20 protein-coding genes and 1 pseudogene are annotated in these 21038 nt (G+C 71.7%); 9 read left to right on the forward strand and 12 right to left on the reverse strand.

The genetic code is table 11. From position 1 onward, the window contains the following. Positions 1-5: 5 nt before the first annotated feature. Both ACGFI8_RS03340 and ACGFI8_RS03345 read right to left on the reverse strand, forming a co-directional pair. A complete protein-coding gene (locus ACGFI8_RS03340) occupies positions 6-380 on the reverse strand; it encodes a hypothetical protein (RefSeq protein WP_392799243.1) in 375 nt (124 codons plus the stop codon). A gap of 64 nt (positions 381-444) precedes the next feature. Further along, positions 445-654 (reverse strand): hypothetical protein, encoded by a 210-nt coding sequence (locus ACGFI8_RS03345; protein WP_392799246.1) that lies wholly within the window; start codon positions 652-654, stop codon positions 445-447. Positions 655-865: 211 nt separating this feature from the next. On the opposite strand from ACGFI8_RS03345, the gene ACGFI8_RS03350 reads away from it, so the two are divergent. The 3 genes from ACGFI8_RS03350 to ACGFI8_RS03360 all read left to right on the forward strand — a co-directional run bounded on the left by ACGFI8_RS03350 (position 866) and on the right by ACGFI8_RS03360 (position 2456). Then, on the forward strand, positions 866-1279 hold the full coding sequence (locus ACGFI8_RS03350; protein ID WP_392799249.1) for a hypothetical protein: 414 nt from the start codon (positions 866-868) through the stop codon (positions 1277-1279). Positions 1280-1395: 116 nt separating this feature from the next. Continuing rightward, positions 1396-2004, forward strand: coding sequence for a trimeric intracellular cation channel family protein (locus ACGFI8_RS03355; protein ID WP_392799252.1), 609 nt, complete (start codon positions 1396-1398; stop codon positions 2002-2004). An 86-nt stretch (positions 2005-2090) separates the two neighbouring features. After that, entirely contained in the window at positions 2091-2456 is a 366-nt protein-coding gene (locus ACGFI8_RS03360) for a VOC family protein (protein ID WP_392799255.1), read from the forward strand. A gap of 322 nt (positions 2457-2778) precedes the next feature. Here the strand turns inward: ACGFI8_RS03360 and ACGFI8_RS03365 are convergent, their stop codons facing one another. Then, entirely contained in the window at positions 2779-3981 is a 1203-nt protein-coding gene (locus tag ACGFI8_RS03365) for a hypothetical protein (RefSeq protein ID WP_392799257.1), read from the reverse strand. 89 nt (positions 3982-4070) lie between these two features. Next, positions 4071-4514 (reverse strand): hypothetical protein, encoded by a 444-nt coding sequence (locus ACGFI8_RS03370; protein ID WP_392799260.1) that lies wholly within the window; start codon positions 4512-4514, stop codon positions 4071-4073. 65 nt (positions 4515-4579) lie between these two features. Between ACGFI8_RS03370 and ACGFI8_RS03375 the strand changes: the two genes are divergently transcribed. Next, the gene (locus ACGFI8_RS03375; protein ID WP_392799263.1) at positions 4580-5020 is read left to right on the forward strand and encodes a cupin domain-containing protein; all 441 of its coding nucleotides are present in this window, start codon (positions 4580-4582) and stop codon (positions 5018-5020) included. A 149-nt stretch (positions 5021-5169) separates the two neighbouring features. On the opposite strand, the gene ACGFI8_RS03380 is transcribed toward ACGFI8_RS03375, so the two are convergent. After that, positions 5170-5670: an aminoacyl-tRNA deacylase gene (locus ACGFI8_RS03380; protein ID WP_392799266.1), complete on the reverse strand. Its 501-nt coding sequence runs from the start codon at positions 5668-5670 to the stop codon at positions 5170-5172. Between the two features lie 5 nt (positions 5671-5675). Next, the gene (locus tag ACGFI8_RS03385; protein ID WP_392799269.1) at positions 5676-6551 is read right to left on the reverse strand and encodes an LLM class flavin-dependent oxidoreductase; all 876 of its coding nucleotides are present in this window, start codon (positions 6549-6551) and stop codon (positions 5676-5678) included. A 200-nt stretch (positions 6552-6751) separates the two neighbouring features. On the opposite strand from ACGFI8_RS03385, the gene ACGFI8_RS03390 reads away from it, so the two are divergent. Beyond that, entirely contained in the window at positions 6752-7126 is a 375-nt protein-coding gene (locus ACGFI8_RS03390) for a hypothetical protein (RefSeq protein ID WP_392799271.1), read from the forward strand. 259 nt (positions 7127-7385) lie between these two features. Here ACGFI8_RS03390 and ACGFI8_RS03395 read toward each other — a convergent pair whose 3' ends face one another. Next, positions 7386-9236 carry an arabinofuranosidase catalytic domain-containing protein gene (locus ACGFI8_RS03395; RefSeq protein ID WP_392799274.1) on the reverse strand — a complete coding sequence of 617 codons (1851 nt, stop codon included), beginning with the start codon at positions 9234-9236 and terminating at the stop codon, positions 7386-7388. A 206-nt stretch (positions 9237-9442) separates the two neighbouring features. On the opposite strand from ACGFI8_RS03395, the gene argG reads away from it, so the two are divergent. Then, the gene (gene argG, locus ACGFI8_RS03400; RefSeq protein WP_392799277.1) at positions 9443-10891 is read left to right on the forward strand and encodes an argininosuccinate synthase; all 1449 of its coding nucleotides are present in this window, start codon (positions 9443-9445) and stop codon (positions 10889-10891) included. Positions 10892-11058: 167 nt separating this feature from the next. Next, positions 11059-12759 carry a condensation domain-containing protein gene (locus ACGFI8_RS03405; protein ID WP_392799279.1) on the forward strand — a complete coding sequence of 567 codons (1701 nt, stop codon included), beginning with the start codon at positions 11059-11061 and terminating at the stop codon, positions 12757-12759. A 177-nt stretch (positions 12760-12936) separates the two neighbouring features. On the opposite strand, the gene ACGFI8_RS03410 is transcribed toward ACGFI8_RS03405, so the two are convergent. The 5 genes from ACGFI8_RS03410 to ACGFI8_RS03430 all read right to left on the reverse strand — a co-directional run bounded on the left by ACGFI8_RS03410 (position 12937) and on the right by ACGFI8_RS03430 (position 16629). Further along, complete coding sequence (locus ACGFI8_RS03410; RefSeq protein WP_392799282.1) at positions 12937-13878, reverse strand: hypothetical protein; 942 nt, start codon at positions 13876-13878, stop codon at positions 12937-12939. Positions 13879-14139: 261 nt separating this feature from the next. Further along, entirely contained in the window at positions 14140-14847 is a 708-nt protein-coding gene (locus ACGFI8_RS03415) for a uracil-DNA glycosylase (RefSeq protein WP_392799285.1), read from the reverse strand. A 63-nt stretch (positions 14848-14910) separates the two neighbouring features. Further along, positions 14911-15516: an MBL fold metallo-hydrolase gene (locus tag ACGFI8_RS03420; protein ID WP_392799288.1), complete on the reverse strand. Its 606-nt coding sequence runs from the start codon at positions 15514-15516 to the stop codon at positions 14911-14913. Continuing rightward, a complete protein-coding gene (locus tag ACGFI8_RS03425; protein WP_392799291.1) occupies positions 15507-16184 on the reverse strand; it encodes a maleylpyruvate isomerase family mycothiol-dependent enzyme in 678 nt (225 codons plus the stop codon). Before ACGFI8_RS03425 ends, ACGFI8_RS03420 begins: the two co-directional genes overlap by 10 nt. Positions 16185-16194: 10 nt before the next feature. Beyond that, a complete protein-coding gene (locus tag ACGFI8_RS03430; protein WP_392799293.1) occupies positions 16195-16629 on the reverse strand; it encodes a hypothetical protein in 435 nt (144 codons plus the stop codon). A gap of 90 nt (positions 16630-16719) precedes the next feature. Here ACGFI8_RS03430 and rsgA point away from each other — a divergent pair, with 90 nt between their 5' ends. Then, positions 16720-17754 carry a ribosome small subunit-dependent GTPase A gene (rsgA, locus tag ACGFI8_RS03435; RefSeq protein ID WP_392799295.1) on the forward strand — a complete coding sequence of 345 codons (1035 nt, stop codon included), beginning with the start codon at positions 16720-16722 and terminating at the stop codon, positions 17752-17754. A 144-nt stretch (positions 17755-17898) separates the two neighbouring features. Then, positions 17899-20856 (forward strand): annotated as a pseudogene (uvrA, locus tag ACGFI8_RS03440) (excinuclease ABC subunit UvrA); the annotation flags it as partial. Positions 20857-21038: the final 182 nt, after the last annotated feature.

Consider the following 21038-nt stretch of genomic DNA (forward strand, 5'->3'; position numbering starts at 1 on the left):
CGCCGTCAGCGGAAGCCGCCGCGGAAGCGGCGGAAGAAGCCGCCCTCCTGCGGCAGCGCCGGCGCGGCCGGGGGCGCCGTGGCCCGCTGCCGCGCGATCGGCCGGTCGTAGTCGGTCCGCGCGATCGCGTCCACGACCTGCGCCTCCGTGAAGTGCTCCGACCCCTCGATCATCGGCACGAACCCGACGAGGATCCCGTCCCGCATCACCTGCGCCTCGAGCCCCGCGGTGCCGTCGGTGTCCCATACCGCGACCCGCCCGTCGAACAACGCCACCCGCACGCCGAACTCCGACAGCCCGGCCTTCGCCATCTCCAGGTGCGCCGGCACGCCACGCTCACGTAGCGCGTCGACGACCCTGCGCGCCTCGAACTCGTCCATCCCGGAACGTTAGCGCCAAACCCTGTGAGCGGCCTGAACGTCGTACGGGAGGAGCATGGAGACGCTACTTCGACGGCTCCGGGAGCCGGCAATCGATCTTGGGGTTGAGCCCGGCGTAGTTCAGCGGCCCCGCGATGATCGTGACGACGATCGTGCCGGCCTTGGCGCAGTTCGCGTCGTCGCTGTTGAAGTACCCGCGCTGACCCGCCGCGATGACGCCGATGATCAGCCACACGGCGATGATGATCCCGCCGATCGAGGACCCTCTGCCCACTGCATGCCTCCTTCTTCGGATCGACGGATTGATACCCCCACCCGCACGCTCGGCAAACCCGGGCCCGTGACGCGCGTCGCTTTCGCTGTCGGCTTGGCAGCAATGGGGGAGTGAGGACGGCCGGCAGCCCAATACGGTTCACTCCCGTGCCGCGAATGACCGCGGGCGTCCGACAGCAACGAACCGACAGCGATTTGGAGCACAGCCCGATATGAGCGACGACTACACGCCTTTCAGCACCGACCTCGACGGCGACGGGGTGGAGGACCAGGCGGTGATCTACACCCTCGACGACGGCAGCAACGTGCTCGTCGGCGACATCGACCACGACGGCCAGCCCGACATCGCCGCCCTCGACAGCAACGGCGACGGCGTCTACGAGCAGCTGTACGACGTCCACACCGGCGTCGTCACCGACCTCACCGACGGCGCCGACCCCTACGGCTCCGACGGCGCCTACGACGACCTCGGCACCGCGGACTACGACGGCTCCGGCGGCAATCTCGACGGCGACATCTCCTCCACCGAGGCCGCCCCCGACGGCGGCTACGTGGACCCCGGCACCGTCTCCGACATGCTGGCGATGCAGCACGAGACGTCGATGGCGATCATCGACAACATCTGATCCCGGCCGTGACGAGCCGGATGGGCGCCGCCGCGGCCCGGCGGCGCCCATCCGGCAGGTCGTCCCGGGCGGCCGGACGTATTCGCGGCACCCGGAAGCCGGTATACATGATCCCGATGGCACCGCTCAGCACACTGCTCGTCGCCGACCTCGTCGGCATCGCCGTCTTCGCCGCCTCGGGCGCCGCCGCCGCGGTGGCCAAGCGCCTGGACCTCTTCGGCGTGATCTTCGTCGGCTTCACCGCCGCGCTCGGCGGCGGGATCATGCGCGACGTCTTCATCAACGTCCAGCCGTTCGCGTTCGTCGACTGGCGGTACTCCGTCGTCGCCGTCCTCACCGCGGCCGCGACGTTCTGGCTGCACCCTGCCGTCAACCGGCTACGCTGGACGGTGCTCGTCCTGGACGCCGCCGGCCTCGGCCTGTTCGTGGTCACCGGCACGCTGAAGGCGCTCGACGCCGGCCTGCCGCCGATCGGCGCCTGCATCATCGGCATGATCACCGGCATCGGCGGCGGCCTGGCCCGCGACCTGCTCACCGGCGAGATCCCGACCGTGCTGCGCCGCGAGATCTACGCCGTGGCCGGCCTGGTGGGCTGCGCCTCGGTCGCCGCCCTGGACGCGGTCCACCTGCAGCGCCCGGTGAGCATCGCGCTGGCCGCCACCCTCACGTTCGTGCTGCGGATGGTCGCCATCCGCCGCAACTGGTCCGCGCCGACCGCCTTCTGACCGCCGCGCCCGGGTGCGGCGGTCCGGACGAAACCCGGGCCCAATTCCTGACATAAGATGGCAGGAATGGACGCGAGGATGGCGCCATGACCGGATTCGCGAGCCTCATCATGGTGAACATCGACTGCGCCGAGCCACCCGTGCTCGCCGGCTTCTACAGCGAGGTCCTCGGCTGGGACGTCACCCACAGCCAGGCCGAGTACGCGATGATCAGCGACGGCACCACGTCCATCGGCTTCGGGCAACTGCCCGGGTACGAGGCGCCGACCTGGCCCGAGGGCCCCACGCCGAAGCAGTTCCACCTCGACCTCTATGTCGACGACCTGGCCGACGCCGAGGCCCGAGCGCTCAAGCTCGGCGCCACGAAGCCGGAGTTCCAGCCGGGCGGCGACCGGTACACAGTCCTGCTCGACCCGGCCGGCCACCCGTTCTGCGCCTGCCTGCGGAGCTGAAAGCTCGTGCTGTGACCGGAAACGTCGGCCGGGGTGGGTGACACGCCGGTCAACGTTTCCGGTCGTGCCCGCACCGACGAAGTGACCACAGCGTTCGCCGACCGGGTGTTCGCCTTCGATGAGTTGTGGGCTGCCTGCGGCACCGTTGTCAATCTAGGATCCGCGCATGGCCAGCGCCGGGCTCACGACGCCGTCCGCACCGCCGTCCCCCGTCCCCGGGCCACGACGCTGGCACCGCCAGCTGGGACGACACGGCCAAGCTGTGGAGCGTCACCGGCCCGGCCCGGCCCTCGACCACCCCATCGCGTTGATCCCGGGCGTTCTATTTGCTCAGCGTTGAGGAGGAGACGGACGGGGGCTTCGCGCCCAGGAAGAAGATGCCGGGAAAGCCGCTCGTCTCGAAGCCCGCGCTGGGGTTCTTGCGCAGCGTCGAGCCCTCGATCGACATGGTGCCGGTGCGATTGTTGCTCACGAAGAACACCGCGCCGCCGCCCTCGTTCGCCTTGTTCTGCTCGATCAGCGTGCCCGCGAGGCGGACGGTGAAGTTGTCGCCGTCGCAGTAGATCGCGCCGCCGCTGCCGCCGCCCGGGGTGCCCGACCGCGCCGGGTTCGCGCCCTTGCCGATCGCCGAGTTGTACGAGAACACGCTGTTGAGCACCACCCACGACACCTGGATGCTGCTCAGCGCGCCGCCGTTGGCGCACACGCCGCCCTGGCCGGAGGCGCCGCCGAAGGTGCTGCCGACGATGTAGACGGGCTGGTTGTGGTACTGGCTGAGCACCCGGATCGCGGCGCCGCCCAGGTCCGGGCCGGTGTCGTCGCAGCGGTTGCGCACGAACCGCGTGTTGACCGCCTTGAACCGCCCGCCCCGCACGAAGATCGCGCCGCCGCCACCGCCCTCGGTCTTGTCGCCGGTCGAGTTGCCGTCCGCGAACGCGATGTTCTGCACCGTCAGCGCCGGGGTCTCCTGGTCCTGGCAGTGGCCGGTCGTCCACTCCTGCGCCTTGTCGCAGGTGTTCTGGTACAGAATCCGGCGCTTCCCCTCGCCGCTGAGCGTGACCTTGCCGCCACCGTCGATGACCACCTTGGGTGACCGGTTGCGTACCTTCGCGGTCTCCTTCACCACGATCGTCACCGGGTCCGGCCCGCAGTTGAACGTGATGGTCCCGCCCGCGGCGACGGCCGCGACGAATTTCTCCGAGGTGCACCCGGCCGGGGTGCCGTCGCCGAGGATCCAGGTCGGGCTGGAGGTGTCCGCCGCCTGCGCCTCCTGCGGCACGGCGGCGTGCCCGTCGGGGTTGCCGTTCGTGTACGACTGGCCCTTGGTCGCGCCGGCCCCGGACGACGGCGCCGAGCCGATGCCGCCCGCGCCGTCCGGCGCACCCGACGCGTCCAGCGCCTCCGAGGCCGCGGAGTCGCCCACGTTCGGCAGGTGGTCGCCGGGATCGGCCGGCAGGCGCTCGTCGCCGCAGGCCGCCAGCGCGAGCGCGGCCACCACCAGCATGATCCCGAACCGTCGTCGCATTGGGCGATGTTAGCCCCCGCGGTCTCGTGACAGGAGGGGCCAGTGTTGCGGATGATGCTGGGTCGCTCGCGGGCCGCACCCGGCGCCGGTCAGGAGGCGTGCCGGCCCGGACCGCGGGTCAGCTCCCGCTCCCAGTCGACGGCCGCGGCCTCCAGCGACTCCGGCGTCAGGTCCAGCGTCACCGGGTAGTCGAACGTGTGCTCCCGCTCGTCGCCGAGCCACGACGGCGCCGTTTGCTGCGAAAAGCCGACGATGAGCCGCGGCTGACCGTACTCGTGCTCGTCGAGCGTGAACGACAGCGCCGGGAACGTGAGCCGCTCCTGCAGCTCCACCCGCCCCTTCGCCGCCCGCAGCAGCCACTCACCGAGCAGCCGCGCCTCGTCGCGGGTCAGGCATGCCGCCCGGAACATCCACGCCCGCCCGTCCAGCGCGTCCACGACCCCCTCGACGACCAGCCGTTGCGGGGACTCGTCCTCTTGCGCCGCGGCGGCGCGCAGCTCGACGAAGGCCCCGGTGCGCGATTGCAGTCTCACCTGCCCAGCATTGCAAACCGCCGGGTCCGCGGGCATTGGGCGTTAGGCCGGTTACGGTACCCCCTATGAGACCGCACCTGGCCGAGCAGCTCGACATGCGGCCGCACCCCGAAGGTGGCTGGTACCGCGAGACCTGGCGCTCCCCGGTGACGTTCGCCCCCGACGGCTACGAGGGTCCGCGCAGCGCCGCCACCGCGATCTACTTCCTGCTGCACCCCGGCGAGGAGTCAGCATGGCACGTGGTGCGCTCCGACGAGCTGTGGTTCTGGCACTCCGGCGGCCCACTGACCTTGCGCCTCGGCGGCGTCGGCGACCACCCGGCCCCGGGCCCGGAGGTCCTGCTGGGCGCCGACGTCACCGCCGGCCAGCACCCGCAGGCCGTCGTCCCCGGCGGCGTGTGGCAGGCCGCCACCCCGGCCGGCGACGAACCGGTCCTGGTCAGCTGCGTGGTGGCACCGGGCTTCGACTTCGCCGACTTCCGCCTGGCGAGCGGCCCGGCCCACTGACCAGCCGCGCAGGCCAGACCCGACCCGGGCAATGATCACTGCCGAAGCCAAAATAAACCGGCTTTCCCGGTTATTCGGGCATTTCGCATGAATCGCCCTAATCGGTCGAGGCTATTCAGCGTGTACCTCCGGAGAAAAGCGACCTTCGATCAGCCCTTCGACGGCGGTGGTTCGGGCTCGGAAACGTCGGCGACCGTCGCGTCCAGCGCCGCGATGGCGGCGTCCGCCGAGACGGCCAGGGCGACGCCGTGCCGGCCGCCGCCGAGCGTGATCTCGCGGCCCCGGATCCGCTCGTCGGCGATCACCGGCCACGCCGTCGACGACCCGAACGGCGTGATCGTGCCGCGCTCGAAGCCGGTCGCCTCCTTCGCCGTCGCCGCGTCCGGCATCGACATGCGCGCGACGCCGAGCAGGGCCCGCAGCTTCGGCCAGGAGATCACCCGATCGCCGGGCACGAGCACGAAGCGGTAGTCGCCCTCGCTCAGTCGGACCACGATGGTCTTGACCACGTCGGGGATCGCCACGCCGCGCGCCGCGGCCGCCTCGGCCAGGCTGCGCACCGGGCCGTGCTCGACCACCTGGAAGGCGATGCCGCTCGCTGCAACCCCGGCGACGGCCGGATTATCGGAAATCTCCGGAAGATCAGGCATGCGGGTCACTGCACCAGCGGGCGGACGCGCTCGGCGACGAACCGCACAAAGCCCTCCGGGTCCGGGTCGTCGGGCGTGGGCTGCAGGATCACGCTGTCCGCGCCGGCCTCGGCCCAGCGCGCCACCGCCTCAGCGAACGCGTGCTCGTCGCCGGCCACCGACACGTCGCGGGCAGGGTCGGCGTGCCCCCAGCGGGCGAGTTCGGCCGCCATCCGCGCTGCCGCGTCCGGACCGGTGGCCGCGTGCAGGTAGACGACGACCGGGTGCGCGTCGGTCCGCCCGGCCGCCGAGCGCCCCTGGTCGATCAGGCCGCGCGCCCGCCGTACCGTCGCCGGATCGGTGCCTCCGGTGAGCACCGTGCCGTCGGAGACCTCGCCGGATAGGCGAAGGGTCTTGTCGCCCGTCGCACCGAGCAGAATCGGCGCCGGGCCCGGCGGGGGCCAGTCCAGGGCCACGTCGTCGAGGCGCACGTACCGGCCCTGGGTGGACAGCCGCTCGCCGCGCAGCAGCGCCCGCAGCGCCTCCGTGTATTCCCGCAGCAGCGTCAGCGGCGACGCGGCCCGCGCCCCGACCTGCCCCATCCAGTCCTGCACCCCGTGCCCGGCGGCGACGACAGCCCGGCCCGGGAACATGCGGAACAGCGTCGAGATCTCCATGGCGCTCAGCGCCACGTTGCGCAGCGGTACCGGCAGCAGCCCGACGCCCACCCGCAGCCGCGACGACCATGCGAGGGCCGCGGCCGCGGTGGTCAGCCCGCCCTCCAGGAAGCAGTCCTCCCACAGCCACAGCTCCTCGAGCCCGGCCTCGTCGGCGGCGCGCACGACGTCGCGCAGCCGCTCGGGCGGCAACTGCGGCAGAAACACGGTACCCAGCGTCGTCATGAACAGCAGTCTTCCATCATCGCGACCCGCCCGTTCCGTACACCGTTCGTCCCGCTACGGTCGGCGATCGGTCGGGCACATGCCGTGGCGGGATCGCCCGCCGGGGTCTGGTTGACGAACAGTTCGGGCGGCGCCTCGTTCCTGACGCATTGAAGCGGTAACATCACCCGTCGTCACACACCGATCGGTGGGAGTGGGATGTGCGGACGCGTGAGGTGCCTGACCACATCTTCGAGAAGCTGATCGGCGCGCTGATCTGCGAGTCCGCGGCCGCGATCCTGGCCCAGCGGGCCCGTGGCGCGGCCCTGCACGCCGGCGAGGCGTTCGGCCGGGTGCTCGCCTGGCTGTGGGAACACCCGTCCGGCCCCGGCGACACCGCCTCCGGCCAGGACGACGTGGTCACCTACGTCGCAGACCTGCTGGCCCAGGTGCGCCACCACGCGGCCGGCGCCGACGCGTCGATCCCGCTCGACGACGTCTTGGTCGCGGTGCGCCGCGCCGCCGCCGCAATGCCGGCCGCCGAGCGCGCGGCGATGCTCGCCTGCCTGCGCGCGAGCCTGCCCGCCTACCTCTGACGCTCGCCCCCGGGCCGGTCGCCGGCCGCAGCCGGAATGGGTGGTACTTCACGGCACGAACGGGCCACGATCGGCCGGAGCTGCCGCCCGGATCGGCGGAGTGCTTCCGGGTGAGGACGGCGGGTACGGTCCGGGCGGGCGTGGGGGGACCGGTGAGCGGCTCCGGGATCGGCGGCAGTACGGGGGTCGGCGGCCCCGGCGGCTCGACCGGAAGACGAGAAGAGGGGCGCCCGGCGCGCCCCTCTTCGTCGCGGGAGGATCAGCTCAGCGCGAACTTCTGCGCGGCGGAGCCGTTGCAGTCCCAGATCTGCAGGCGGGTGCCGTTGGCGGTGGCGCCGCTGGGGGAGTCCAGGCAGCGGCCGGACTGCGGGTTGCGCAGGGAGCCGTCGGCCTGCTGCTGCCAGTTCTGGCCGCCGACCCCGTTGCAGTCCCACAGCTCCACCTGAGTGCCGTTGGCGGTGCCGTTGCCGATGATGTCCAGGCAGCGGCCCAGGGTGCGCAGGGCGCCGTTGGACTGGTGATACCAGTGCTGGTCCACCGCGTAGGACTGGCAGTCCCACAGCTGCACCGCGGCGCCGTTGCCGCCGGTGTCGTCCGCGGCCACGTCCACGCACTTGCCGCCCGGGCCGATGCTGGTACCGCCGCCGTTGACCGAGAACTTCTGCGCGGCGGAGCCGTTGCAGTCCCAGATCTGCAGGCGGGTGCCGTTGGCGGTGGCGCCGCTGGGGGAGTCCAGGCAGCGGCCGGACTGCGGGTTGCGCAGCGAGCCGTCGGCCTGCTGCACCCACTTCTGGCCGCCGGCGCCGTTGCAGTCCCACAGCTCCACCTGCGTGCCGCCCGCGGTGCCGTTGCCGTTGATGTCCAGGCAGCGGCCCAGCGTGCGCAGCGTGTTATCGGCGTAGTGCTGCCAGTGCTGGTCCTCGGCGTACGTCTGGCAGTCCCACAGCTGCACCGCGCCGCCGTTGCCCGCGGTGTCGTCCGCGGCCACGTCCACGCACTTGCCGCCCGGGCCGGTCACGGTGCCCTGCGGCCCGTTCGGCACGTTGGTCTGCCCGCTGTACCCGACCGACACCACGTTGGCCTGGACCGAGTTCTCGGCGGCGTCGGTCGGGTAGCCGTACACCATGGCGCCCTCGAAGAAGGTGCCCATGTTCCAGTTGCTGTTGTCGCCGCCGGTACCCAGGATGATGCCGCCCTCCTGGTGCATCGGCACGTAGCCGCCCCGGTTGGGCAGCGCGCCGCTCCACCACGTCGACAGCCCGCCGGACTGCGCGTTGCCGCCCTTGAGCGCGTACGTCGTCTGTCCGTTGTTCTTCAGCGTCGCGGTGACGTACGTGCTGTTGTTGCCCAGGTTGGCGGTGTTGGAGCCGTTGGCGCCCTGGAACATGCCGTTCTCCAGATCGGCCTCGATCCACGGCCCGGAACCGGTGCACGGCGGGAAGTAGCAGGTGGTCGCGATGCTGATCGCGTCCATGTGCCCGTTGCCGGTGTCGGCCGGGGTGGACTCGGCGTTGCCGTAGTCGAAGCAGCAGGCCGAGCCGACGTGGGTGCCGCTGGCGACCATGTACACGCCCTCGGGCTGGCCGTTGACGGCCACGCCGGACGCGACGCCGGTGTAGCGGTAGCCGTGCAGCGGCGAGATCCACACGCCGTACACCTTGTGCCCGCCGGCGGTGACCGCGATGACGCTCGCGTCGGCCGGCTTGTCCGCGCCCATGCCCGCGGTGCCCGCCGGGCCCGGGGTCAGGTCGTTGTGCCGCGACGTCTGGTCGTAGATGCGGATGATGGTGCACGTGGTGCCGTTGCAGAAGGCGTCGTGGTCGCCGGCGTTGGCGTAGTCGCCGGCGGCCAGCGGGCCCACGTTGTGCGTGGCGCCGTCGGAGGCGCGCTGCAGCTGGTAGAGCGGCCCGTTGTACGCCGCGAAGAGCGCTCGGGTCGTGCTGTGCGCGGCGACGCACGCCGTGCCGGCCGAGGCGTAGATGTCACAGGGCAGCGGGCCGGCCGCCTGGGCCGGGCTGTTGAGCCCGACCAGGGCGGCTGCGGTGAGAACGAGGCTGGCGACGGCGGACAGGAGGATCCGGCGCCGGCCCGGGCGTGATCGACTGACCACGGGAGGACCTCTTTCGTCGGGGGGACTTCCTCGGTACCGATGGCGGCGGCACCGGACGACGCGTCGATGCTCAAGTATGCGTATTCGCGATGGACTTTGATAGAACTTGTTTGAAAGTGTTCGATCCGCGCTGCTGACTGTGCGCGCGAGAGTGTCATCCACCACGGGCTTGCATGATTATGCACTCCCTCGTATATGCTTTATCCGTGTCCAAGGTCCTGAACTCCCTGCCCGTCGGCGAACGCGTCGGGATCGCCTTCTCCGGCGGCCTCGACACCTCGGTAGCGGTCGCGTGGATGCGCGAAAAGGGCGCCGTCCCGTGCACCTACACCGCCGACATCGGCCAGTACGACGAGCCCGACATCGCCTCGGTGCCGGGGCGCGCCACGGCGTACGGCGCCGAGGTCGCCCGCCTGGTCGACTGCCGAGCGAGCCTCGTCGAGGAGGGCCTCGCGGCCCTGGCCTGCGGGGCGTTCCACATCCGCTCCGGCGGCCGTGCGTACTTCAACACCACGCCGCTCGGCCGCGCCGTGGCCGGCACCCTGCTGGTGCGCGCGATGCTCGAGGACGACGTGCAGATCTGGGGCGACGGCTCCACCTTCAAGGGCAACGACATCGAGCGGTTCTACCGCTACGGCCTGCTCGCCAACCCGTCGCTGCGCATCTACAAGCCGTGGCTCGACGCCGAGTTCGTCGGCGAGCTCGGCGGGCGCAAGGAGATGTCGGAGTGGCTGCTCGCCCACGGGCTGCCCTACCGCGACAGCACCGAGAAGGCGTATTCCACCGACGCGAACATCTGGGGTGCCACCCACGAGGCCAAGTCGCTGGAGCACCTCGACGCGGGCATCGAGATCGTCGACCCGATCATGGGCGTGCGCTTCTGGGACCCGGCCGTGGAGATCCCGGCCGAGGACGTCACGATCGGCTTCGCGCAGGGCCGCCCGGTCACCATCAACGGCAAGGAGTTCGCCACCGCCGTCGACCTGGTGCTTGAGGCGAACGCCATCGGCGGCCGGCACGGGCTGGGCATGTCCGACCAGATCGAGAACCGCATCATCGAGGCCAAGAGCCGCGGCATCTACGAGGCGCCGGGCATGGCGCTGCTGCACGCCGCGTACGAGCGCCTGGTCAACGCGATCCACAACGAGGACACGGTCGCCGCGTACCACAACGAGGGCCGCAAGCTCGGCCGCCTGCTGTACGAGGGGCGCTGGCTCGACCCGCAGGCCCTGATGCTGCGCGAGGCCCTGCAGCGCTGGGTCGGCTCGGCCGTCACGGGCGAGGTGACGGTCCGGCTGCGCCGCGGCGAGGACTACTCGATCCTGGACACCACCGGCCCGGCCCTGTCGTACCACCCGGAGAAGCTGTCGATGGAGCGCATCGAGGACGCCGCGTTCGGCCCGGTCGACCGCATCGGCCAGCTGACCATGCGCAACCTCGACATCGCCGACTCGCGGGCGAAGCTGGAGCAGTACGTCACGCTCAACGTGATCGGCAGCCCCCACCCGATGCTGATCGGCGCCAACCAGACCCCGTCCGCCGACCTGCTCGGCGCCATGCCCGCCGGCGGCGCCGCCGCGATCGCGGCGCGCGGCGCCGTGCCGGAGGACGCCGAGCTGCTCGACCACGCGGCCATGGAGTCCGGCACCGACTGACCCTCCGGTCCCGTCCGATCACTTTCGAAATGCCGGCGCGGTATGCCCGTATTTCGAAAGTGGTCGTACGGGCGGCCATCCGGGCGGGTCCGAAACGGCGGTGGCAGGAACGCGTCGCAACCAGAATGATCGATGTGTATCATTCAGTCGTCGCCGGAGAGGGCCCAATGGTGCAGCTGTTTCCTCTCGACTCGGTGCCGGTGCGCTTCCAGGGCTGGCGCGCCGCGACCGGACCCCTGACCGTCGGGCAGCTCAACATCGGGAAGTGGCTGGAGGACGCGCCGCAGGCGCCGGCGGCGATGCTCGACCAGACCTTCGCGGTGCCGCCGGGCGTCACGATCCGCGACGTCGCCGAGTGCTTCGGCGTGCTGCTGTGCCGGCACGAGGCGCTGCGCAGCCGGTACGTGCTCGGCGAGCCCGGCGAGCAGCGCGTGCTCACCGCCGGCGAGGTCCCGATGGCCGTCTACCGTTCCGGCGAGGACGACCCGCCGGAACGCGTCGCCGAGCGCCTGGTCGCGCTCGCCCGCGAGAAGCCGATCGACGTGACCGTGGAGGCTCCGGTACGCCTGGCGATCGCCGTCCGCGACGGTACCGTGCTCACCGCCGTCGCCCTCTACTCCCACCTGGCGGTCGACTTCCAGGCCCTGGTGATCCTCGGCCGCGAGTTCGCCCAGATGGCCCGGGATCCCGCCGCCCGCGTTCTCGGTGAGGCCCGGCAGCAGCCGCTGGACCGGTCGACCGTCGAGCGCCAGCCGTCCCACCGCCGCCGCCTCGACCAGGGCCTGCGCCACTGGAGCCGGCAGCTGGCCTCGGCCCCGGTGCACCTGTACGCGCGCCCACGCGTCCGCCCGGCCACCGGATCGGGCGCCTACGGCATGTCGTCGGAGGCCGCCGCCCAGGCCCTCGACCACATCGCCGCGCGCACCCAGGTGAGCCGCCCGACGATCGTGTTCGCCGCGCTCTGCGCACTGCTGGCGCGGCGCACCGGATACCACACCTGCCAGTTCGTGATGCTGTCGGCCAACCGGTTCGAGTCGAGCCTGCGGGAGTACGTCGGCACACTGGCCCAGTCCACGTTCGTGTCCGTCGAGGTGGGCGAGCCGACGTTCGACGAGCTCGTGCGCCGCTGCTTCGGCTCGGTGCTGCAGGCCGGCCTGCACGGCGCCTACGACGTGTACCGCCAGCACGAGTACTCCACCTGGCTCGCCACCGAGCGCGGCGTCGCCCCGACGTTCGAGCCCCTGTTCAACAGCGTCGTCGTGGACACCCGCGGCTTCGACGCCCCGGCCCCGTCCCCCGCGCCGGCCCCCACCCGCCTGGAGTGGGCCGACCTGCCGCCGACCAACATCCTGCTCCGCTTCGACCTGGGCCAGGTCGACGGCGAGCTCGTGGCCCGGGTGTGGAGCGGCGACACCGGCCGCCTGACCCCCGACGAGGCCAAGGCGCTCCTCCTGGCGCTGGAACGACTGCTCGTGGCGGCGGCCCCGGGCGACCTCGACCACGCCGCCACCGTCGAGGCGATCGCCCTGCCGCCGATCGAGCGCCCGCCGGGCTGGTTGCTGGTCGACAACTGCTGGATCGACCTGGCCGAGGTACAACAATTGGTCGAAGAGGCCCTGGCCCCGGCGGTGACCCGCGTCTTCGCGACAGCCGACGGCGACCCGCTCGTCGCGTACATCGCCGAAACCCCGGACGGCCCCACCACCCCCGCCGAGGCCCACCGCCGCTGCGTGGCCCTGCTACCGGGCCGCCACGCCGCCATGGCCCCGCGCCGGTACGTCCTGTGTGGCCAGCCCCCGGCGGACGTCACGAGCCTGGAGGCCTGGCAGTCCGAGGACGTCCGCTCCGCCGGCCCCGGCCGCCGCTGACCCGAACCACGGCTCAGCCAACGACGCCCGGTGGTGTCGCCGAGTGGCTGCGCGCGCCGCTGCCGGGCTACGGCGGAGGCAAAGGGCTTCTCCGCTCGCCTGGTCGGCCGGGAGCGACCGCAGACGCCGGCGCCGCCGGCCCCGTCGGCCGGCGGCGCGGTTTGCCGTTCTGAGCGGTCAGTCGCCGAGGTCCTGGATCGTGTCGGCCTTGATGGCACGGTGGAGCCAGGCGTGGAGCTTGTCGAGGTCGGTGCAGCCTGCGATTCGAGCGCGGATGTCATCCGGAACGTCGACGCCTCGCTCGTCGAGGATCGCCAGGACCGAGGTGGCCAGGCCGCGGGCTTCACCCCGTGCCTCGCCGCGCGCCTCGCCGCGCGCCTCGCCCCGTGCCTCGCCGCGCGCCTCGCCCCGTGCCTCGCCGCTGGCTTCACCTTCGCTGAAGTACCTGCGGGCGAAGTCGCTCTGGTATCGGTGGCTTGTGGTGGTCATCAGGTCCTCCAGGCAGTCCCGGGCCGCCGCCGGCAGCGCTGCGAGCACAAGGTCAGTGTACAGGTTGGCATGGTCATGATCGATGATGTCGAGTGCTGTGAGCAGGGCTTCGAAGATCGGTGTGGGGTCGGGACGGTCGCCGTGCGCGAGCGCTGAGAGCACGGCGAGTTCGGGGATGCGGCGGGCCGCGTCGAGGTCGGTGACGACGGGAACCTGGTCCGGACCGAGGGCCACCGGGGTCACCACGGAGCCGGGTGGGCCGAGGACGATCGGTGTCGCGCACCACTCGGCGACGGGCCGGTTGGGGCACACCACCAGTAGCACAACGGGGCAGTCGAGCCGTGCGTACAGGGTGGCGAGGTACGCAGGCCAGCTGCGCCGCTTGCGCGGGTCGATCCGCAGCTGCACCTCGACCACCACCGCGAGCACGGTGTCGTGCTGGTCGTCCAGCGTGACTACGGCGTCAGCGCGGTACTCGGTCGGAGCGACGTCGGTGAGCTCGCCGGGGGACAGGCGCGCCTTCTCGAAGTCCGGCACCTTGACGTGGAGTGGGCCGGTCAAGAGCTCGGCGGCCAAGCTCGGCCGGCCCCGGAACATCTCGATGAGGATCTCGTGGAGGTGTGAGGGCACGGCGGGAGAGCCTACGCAAGACGCTCACGATCTGCCAATCATGTGTCACGCATCGTGAACCATGTTGGTGGGCGATGGGCGATGGGCGATGGGCGGTGGGCGGCGCTGCGGGAGCGCTCGCGGATCACCAGCCTCTGGCGCGTTACCCCGTCAGGTGATGGAGCCTGGAGGAGCGAGCCAAGCGGCCGCTGTCAATGTCGATGAGAACCTTGGTCATGGCGGATCGTGCCATCGGGCGTGGTCACATCCCCGCGGCCCGGGTCACTGCCGCGGCATCGCCGGTGACCAGCGCACCGGTGGCGTCCCGGCCGCCACGAGCGCCGCGTTGATCCGGCTGAACGGTCGGCTGCCGAGAAAACCGGCCGGGTTCATCGGGCTGGGGTGCCCGGCCCGCAGTACAACATGCCGGTCGTTTGTCACCAGCGGCGCCTTCGCCTTCGCCGCCGCGCCCCAAAGTACGAACACGACCCGGTCGGCCTTCTCGTTCAGCGCCCGGATCGTGGCGTCGGTGATGTTCTCCCAGCCGCGCCCCTTGTGCGAGTTCGGGGTGCCGGCGCGGACGGTCAGCACAGAGTTCAGCAGCATCACCCCCTGCCGACACCACGCGGTCAGGTCGCCGGACGGCGGCGGTTCCACCGCCAGATCGTCGCGCATCTCCTGGTACACGTTGCGCAGGGACGGCGGGACCGGGACGCCCGGCGGCACACTGAAGCTCAGCCCGTGGGCCTGTCCCGGCCGGATATACGGGTCCTGGCCGAGGATGAGGACCCGGGTGGCCGCGAGTGGGCACAACCGGTACGCGGCATAGATGTCCTGCTTCCGCGGGTACACCGTGGCCGACCGGTACTGCTCGACAACGAACGAGGACAGCGCCGCGACGACGTCGGCGTCGACGTACGGGCTGACCGCCTCGCGCCAGTCCTCGGGCAGGAAGTCCAGGAGGTAGACGGGCTTCGTCGATCCGGTCATGGCCCGCAACCTATCGTCCGGTCCGGTCGACGAGCCAGGTCGGGGAAGTCCTGAGCCGGCGAGTTACCAGCCGCGTTCGCGCCACTGCGGTAACGACGGGCGCTCGGCGCCGAGCGTGGAGTTCTTGCCGTGGCCCGGGTAGAACGTCACCTCGTCCGGCAGGCGGTCGAAGAGCTTTGTGGTCACGTCGTGGAAGAGGGAGTCGAAGTCGGCCTTGTTGCCGCGGGTGTTGCCGACGCCGCCGGGGAAGAGGGAGTCGCCGGTGAAGAGGTGGCCGCCGTCCGGCTCGTAGTACAGGGCGATCGAGCCCGGGGTGTGGCCCACGAGGTGGATCACCGACAGGGTGCAGTCGCCGACGTGGAGGGTGTCGCCCTCGTTCAGGGTTCCGGTGACCACCGGGATCTCGGGGGCGTCGGCCGGGTGGGCCAGGGACTGTGCGCCCGTCGCCTCGATCACTTCGGCGAGGGCCGCCCAGTGGTCGGGGTGGTGGTGGGTGGTGACGACCGCGCGGATGCCCTCCGGCTCCACGAGCTGGAGCAGCCGCGGCGCCTCGTTGGCCGCGTCGATCAGGACGCCCTCGCCGGTGGTGCGGCAGCGCAGCAGGTACGCGTTGTTGTCCATCGGGCCGACGGAGAGCTTGGTGATCGCGAGTCCGGTGGTCATTTCCATGCCTCCAGGCTGGGCAGGTCGCCGGTCAGGCCGGTGCCGTCGCCGCGGCCGGAGAGCCAGGCGGCCAAGAGATGGGCCGGGCCGGTGACGGTCGGTGTGGACGGGACGGTGAGGAGCACGGTGCCGTCCGGGTCCGCGAGGGTCGCCACACGCGGGGTTGCCGGGTCGTGGAGCAGGCGCAGCGGGAACGCGGGCGGCCAGTCGGCGGGGCCGTAGCCGGCGTCGAGATCGACGTGGTGCAGCTCGACCTCGCAGATGCGCGCCCACACGAGCTGAGCGGCGGGGACCTCTTTGCCGGAGGGGAACGCCACGATCGCCGGCCACGCCTCGGCGGGGGTCGCGTCGATCGCGGCGGCGAAACGGGCGGCGGCGGCCTCGAGGTCGGCGAGGTGCTCGGCGAGCGGGCGGGCCGCGCCGGCCTCGATGTCGGCGTCGCGGGCCTGCGGGCTCGCGTAGGCGGGGGTGCGCACGCCGGTGCGGGCCCAGGTGAGCAGGTTGACGTACGCGTCGGCGTTGCGGGCCAGGTGGCTGAGCACGTGGCCGCGGGTCCAGCCGGGGCAGCGGGAGGGCGCGGCGAGCGCGGCGTCGTCGAGGCCGCGCACGGTGGCGAGCAGTCGCGCGGTGGCTCGTTCGAGCTCGGGGTCGAGCACCAGCGGGTCGGCTGTCACAGCAGACACCCTAGCGCTGGCGTACCCCGACGGCGGGCGGCAGGTCGCCGACGGCCCAGTGCAGTTCGTCCTCCCAGTCGGCCACGCTGAGGTCGACGGTCTCGAAGGACAGCCTGGCGCCGATGGGCTTCCCGAGGTACCCCGCGAAAAGATCATGGACCACGACGAGCCGCTGGCCGACCGCGAAGGCCGCGGGGTCACGGCCGCCGGCGGACCTGACCTCGAGGCGGCCGTAGACGCCCATGTCGGCGTCGGTCCCGCGCTCCTCGACGATCACGTCCAGGATCTCGTCCTCGGCGCCGACGTGAAACCCGTAGGACGTGCCGCCGAACGTCAGCCAGAACCGCATCAGCGAGTCGTCCTGGCCGGGCGAGACGTGCCACTGCACGTCGGCCCGCTCGAGGCGGAGTCCGACGGCGCCGGCGAGCACATGCGAGGGAAGCACGCCCTGACCATAGCCCCGATATTCGGTTTCGCGGCATGGACGCGCTGCCTACCGTGGATTTCCGAACGCCAGTTCGTACGGAAGGATGCCATGCATATTAACCTGTCGGCCCTGGGCTGGGACGACGCCTTCGCCGCGGCCTTCGAGCGCGGGTTCGCCGTGCCCGGCCAGCAGCCCGCGCGGGTGAGCCGCGTGGACCGGGGCGTCTGCACCGCGCTCGCGGCCGGCGGCCCGGTCCGGGCGAGCCTGTCCGGCGGCCTGCTGGCCCGCGCCGCGCAGGACCCGGGCGCGCTGCCCTGCGCCGGCGACTGGCTGGTCGTGCGCACCTGGCCGGACGGGCGGCTGACGGCGGAGGCGGTGCTGCCCCGGCGCACGGCGATCGTCCGCGCGGTGGCGGGCGAGGAGTCCTTCGGCCAGGTCCTGGCGGCGAACATCGACGCGGTCGCGGTCGTCGAGCCGGTCGACCCCTCGCCCGACCTGGGGCGCATCGAGCGGCTGCTGGCGCTCGCGTGGGAGTCGGGGGCAAAGCCGCATCTGGTGCTCACCAAGGCCGACCTGGCGGCCGATCCGGAGGCGCTCGCGGCCCAGATGCCGGGGCGCGCGTCCGGCGTGGAGGTGCACGCCGTCAGCGCCCGCACCGGGCTGGGCCTGGACGCGCTGCGCCCGCTCGTCGCGCACGGCCGCACGCTCGGGCTGCTCGGGCAGTCCGGAGCGGGCAAGTCCAGCCTGGTCAACGCGCTCGCCGGGGCGCCGGTGATGCAGACCCGCGAGCTGCGCGCCGACGGCCGGGGCCGGCACACCACCACATATCGGGCGTTGATCCCGATGCCGGGCGGTGGCTCGATCCTCGACACGCCCGGCGTACGCCTCGTCGGCATGTTCGACACCGCGGCCGGGCTCGACCGGGCGTTCGCGGACGTGACGCGGCTCGCGGAAGACTGTCGGTTCCAGGACTGCAAGCACGCCGACGAGCCGGGATGCGCCGTCCGGGCGGCGGTCGAGACCGGCGAGCTGAGCCCGCGGCGCTACGCGCACTGGCAGAAATTGCAAAAAGAGCAGATGCTGGCAGCGGTACGGCGGGTGCGGCGCGAAAGCCGCGAACGCCGGCGGCCGGCACGGCCGTAGCCGCGGGGCATCCCCCGTTCGAGCACCCCTCGGGCGCCCGGGCGCCGAAAAATGTCATACCCCCTGGCTAGAGTTGTCGGCTGGCACCGTGACGGTGTTCGAACCGGACAAATCACTGCCAAGTTGTCTCTGTCAAGGGGAAGCATGTCCGACCGCTTGATCATCCGTGGCGCCCGCGAGCACAACCTTCGCGACGTCAGCCTCGACCTGCCGCGCGACGCGATGATCGTGTTCACCGGGCTGTCCGGCTCGGGCAAGTCGAGCCTGGCGTTCGACACGATCTTCGCCGAGGGCCAGCGGCGATACGTCGAGTCGCTCTCCTCGTATGCGCGCCAGTTCCTCGGCCAGATGGACAAGCCCGACGTCGACTTCATCGAGGGCCTGTCCCCGGCGGTCTCGATCGACCAGAAGTCGACCTCGCGCAACCCGCGCTCGACGGTCGGCACCATCACCGAGGTCTACGACTACCTGCGGCTGCTCTACGCCCGCGTCGGCGAGCCGCACTGCCCGGTCTGTGGCGAGGCGATCACCAAGCAGACGCCCCAGCAGATCGTCGACCGCGTCCTGGCCATGGACGAGGGCACCCGCTTCCAGGTGCTCGCGCCGGTGGTGCGGGGGCGCAAGGGTGAATACGTCGACCTGTTCAGCGAGCTGCAGTCCAAGGGCTACGCGCGGGCCCGCATCGACGGGGTCGTGCACGCACTGACCGACCCGCCGAAGCTCAAGAAGCAGGAGAAGCACACCATCGAGGTGGTCGTCGACCGGCTCGCGGTGAAGCCGAGCGCCAAGCAGCGGCTCACCGACTCGGTCGAGACCGCGCTCAAGCTCGCCGCCGGCATCGTGATCCTCGAGTTCGTCGACCTGCCCGAGGACGACGAGCACCGGGAGCGGCTGTTCTCCGAGCACCTCGCCTGTCCCAACGAGCACCCGCTGTCGGTCGAGGACCTCGAGCCGCGCTCGTTCTCCTTCAACGCGCCGTACGGCGCCTGCCCGGACTGCACCGGCATCGGCACCAAGAAGGAGGTCGACCCGGAGCTCATCGTCCCCGACCCGGAGCGCTCGCTGCGCGAGGGCGCGATCGCGCCCTGGGCGACCGGGCACACGCTGGACTACTTCCTGCGGCTGCTCGAGGCGCTCGGCGACGAGGAGGGCTTCAACCTCGACACCCCGTGGCGGGCGCTGTCCTCGCGCGGCCAGAAGGCGATCCTCTACGGCTCCGACGACCAGGTCCACGTCCGGTATCGCAACAAGTACGGCCGCGAGCGCTCCTATTACACCGGGTTCGAGGGCGTGGTGCAGTGGATCGAGCGCCGCCACGCCGACACCGAGAGCGACTGGTCGCGGGACAAGTATGAGGGGTACATGCGCGACGTGCCCTGTGGCACCTGCGGCGGCACCCGGCTCAAGCCGGAGATCCTCGCGGTCACGATCGCCGGGCGCAGCATCGCCGACGTGTGCAACCTGTCGGTGGGGGAGTGCGCCGAGCTGCTCGGCGCGATGACGCTCACCGACCGGCAGAAGATGATCGCCGAGCGGGTGCTCAAGGAGATCAACGCCCGGCTCCGGTTCCTCGTGGACGTCGGCCTGGACTACCTCTCCCTCGACCGGGCCGCCGGCACGCTGTCCGGCGGTGAGGCGCAGCGCATCCGACTGGCCACCCAGATCGGCTCCGGCCTCGTCGGCGTGCTCTACGTCCTCGACGAGCCGAGCATCGGCCTGCACCAGCGCGACAACCACCGGCTCATCGAGACCCTGGTGCGGCTGAAGAAGCTCGGCAACACGCTCATCGTGGTGGAGCACGACGAGGACACCATCCGCACCGCCGACTGGATCGTCGACATCGGGCCCGGTGCCGGCGAGCAGGGCGGCCGGGTCGTGCACAGCGGGCCGTACGACGACCTGGTCAAGACCGAGGACTCGGTGACCGGGGCCTACCTGTCCGGCCGCCGCAGCATCCCGACCCCGGCCATCCGGCGCCCGCGCACGCCCGGCCGCGAGCTGGTCGTCGTCGGGGCCCGCGAGCACAACCTGCACAACCTGACCGTGCCGTTCCCGCTGGGCCAGCTCGTCGCGGTCACCGGCGTCTCCGGCTCGGGCAAGTCGACGCTGGTCAACGACATCCTGCACGCCGTGCTGGCCAACACCGTCAACGGCGCCCGGCTGGTGCCCGGGCGGCACACCCGCATCTCCGGCCTCGACCTCGTCGACAAGGTGGTCGGCGTCGATCAGTCGCCGATCGGCCGGACGCCGCGGTCCAACCCGGCGACGTACACCGGCGTCTTCGACAACATCCGCAAGCTCTTCGCCGAGACGACCGAGGCGAAGGTCCGCGGCTACGGCCCCGGGCGGTTCTCGTTCAACGTCAAGGGCGGCCGCTGCGAGGCGTGCGCCGGCGACGGCACGATCAAGATCGAGATGAACTTCCTGCCCGACGTGTACGTCCCGTGCGAGGTCTGCAAGGGCGCGCGGTACAACCGCGAGACCCTCGAGGTGCACTACAAGGGTCGCACGATCGCCGAGGTGCTGGACATGCCCATCGACGAGGCGGCCGGCTTCTTCGAGGCGATCCCGGCCATCCACCGGCACCTCAAGACGCTGGTCGACGTCGGCCTCGGGTACGTGCGGCTCGGCCAGCCAGCCCCGACGCTCTCCGGCGGCGAGGCGCAGCGCGTGAAGCTCGCCTCGGAGCTGCAGAAGCGCTCGACGGGCCGGACGGTGTATGTGCTGGACGAGCCGACCACCGGCCTGCACTTCGAGGACATCCGCAAGCTGCTGCTGGTGCTGCAGGGCCTGGTGGACAAGGGCAACACGGTCATCGTCATCGAGCACAACCTCGACGTCATCAAGACCGCCGACTGGATCATCGACATGGGCCCGGAGGGCGGCCACAAGGGCGGCACGGTCGTCGCGGCCGGCACCCCGGAGGAGGTCGCCGAGCTCCCGGACAGCTACACCGGGCAGTTCCTGCGCCACGTGCTGGGGCTGACCGGCCCGGCCAGCGGCGACCCGGCGGCCCGCGACCGCGCGGCGCAGGCCAACGGCACCAAGCCGGTCGCGGCGCCGAAGAAGACGGCCGGCGCGCGTGCGGCGGCCGCGAAGGCGACCACTGCGACCACTGCGACCACCGCGGCCAAGGCGGCCCCGGCGGCCAAGTCGACCGCCCCGGCGAAGACGACGGCCGCGGCGAAGACCGCGGCCCCCGCGGCCTCCGCGGCGACCAAGGCCACGAAGGCCGCACCGCGCAAGGCCCCGGCGAAGAAGGCGGCGGCAAAGGGCTGAGCACG

Origin of the sequence: Dactylosporangium sp. NPDC048998 (genome assembly GCF_043197855.1) — a bacterium.
Taxonomy (GTDB): domain Bacteria; phylum Actinomycetota; class Actinomycetes; order Mycobacteriales; family Micromonosporaceae; genus Dactylosporangium.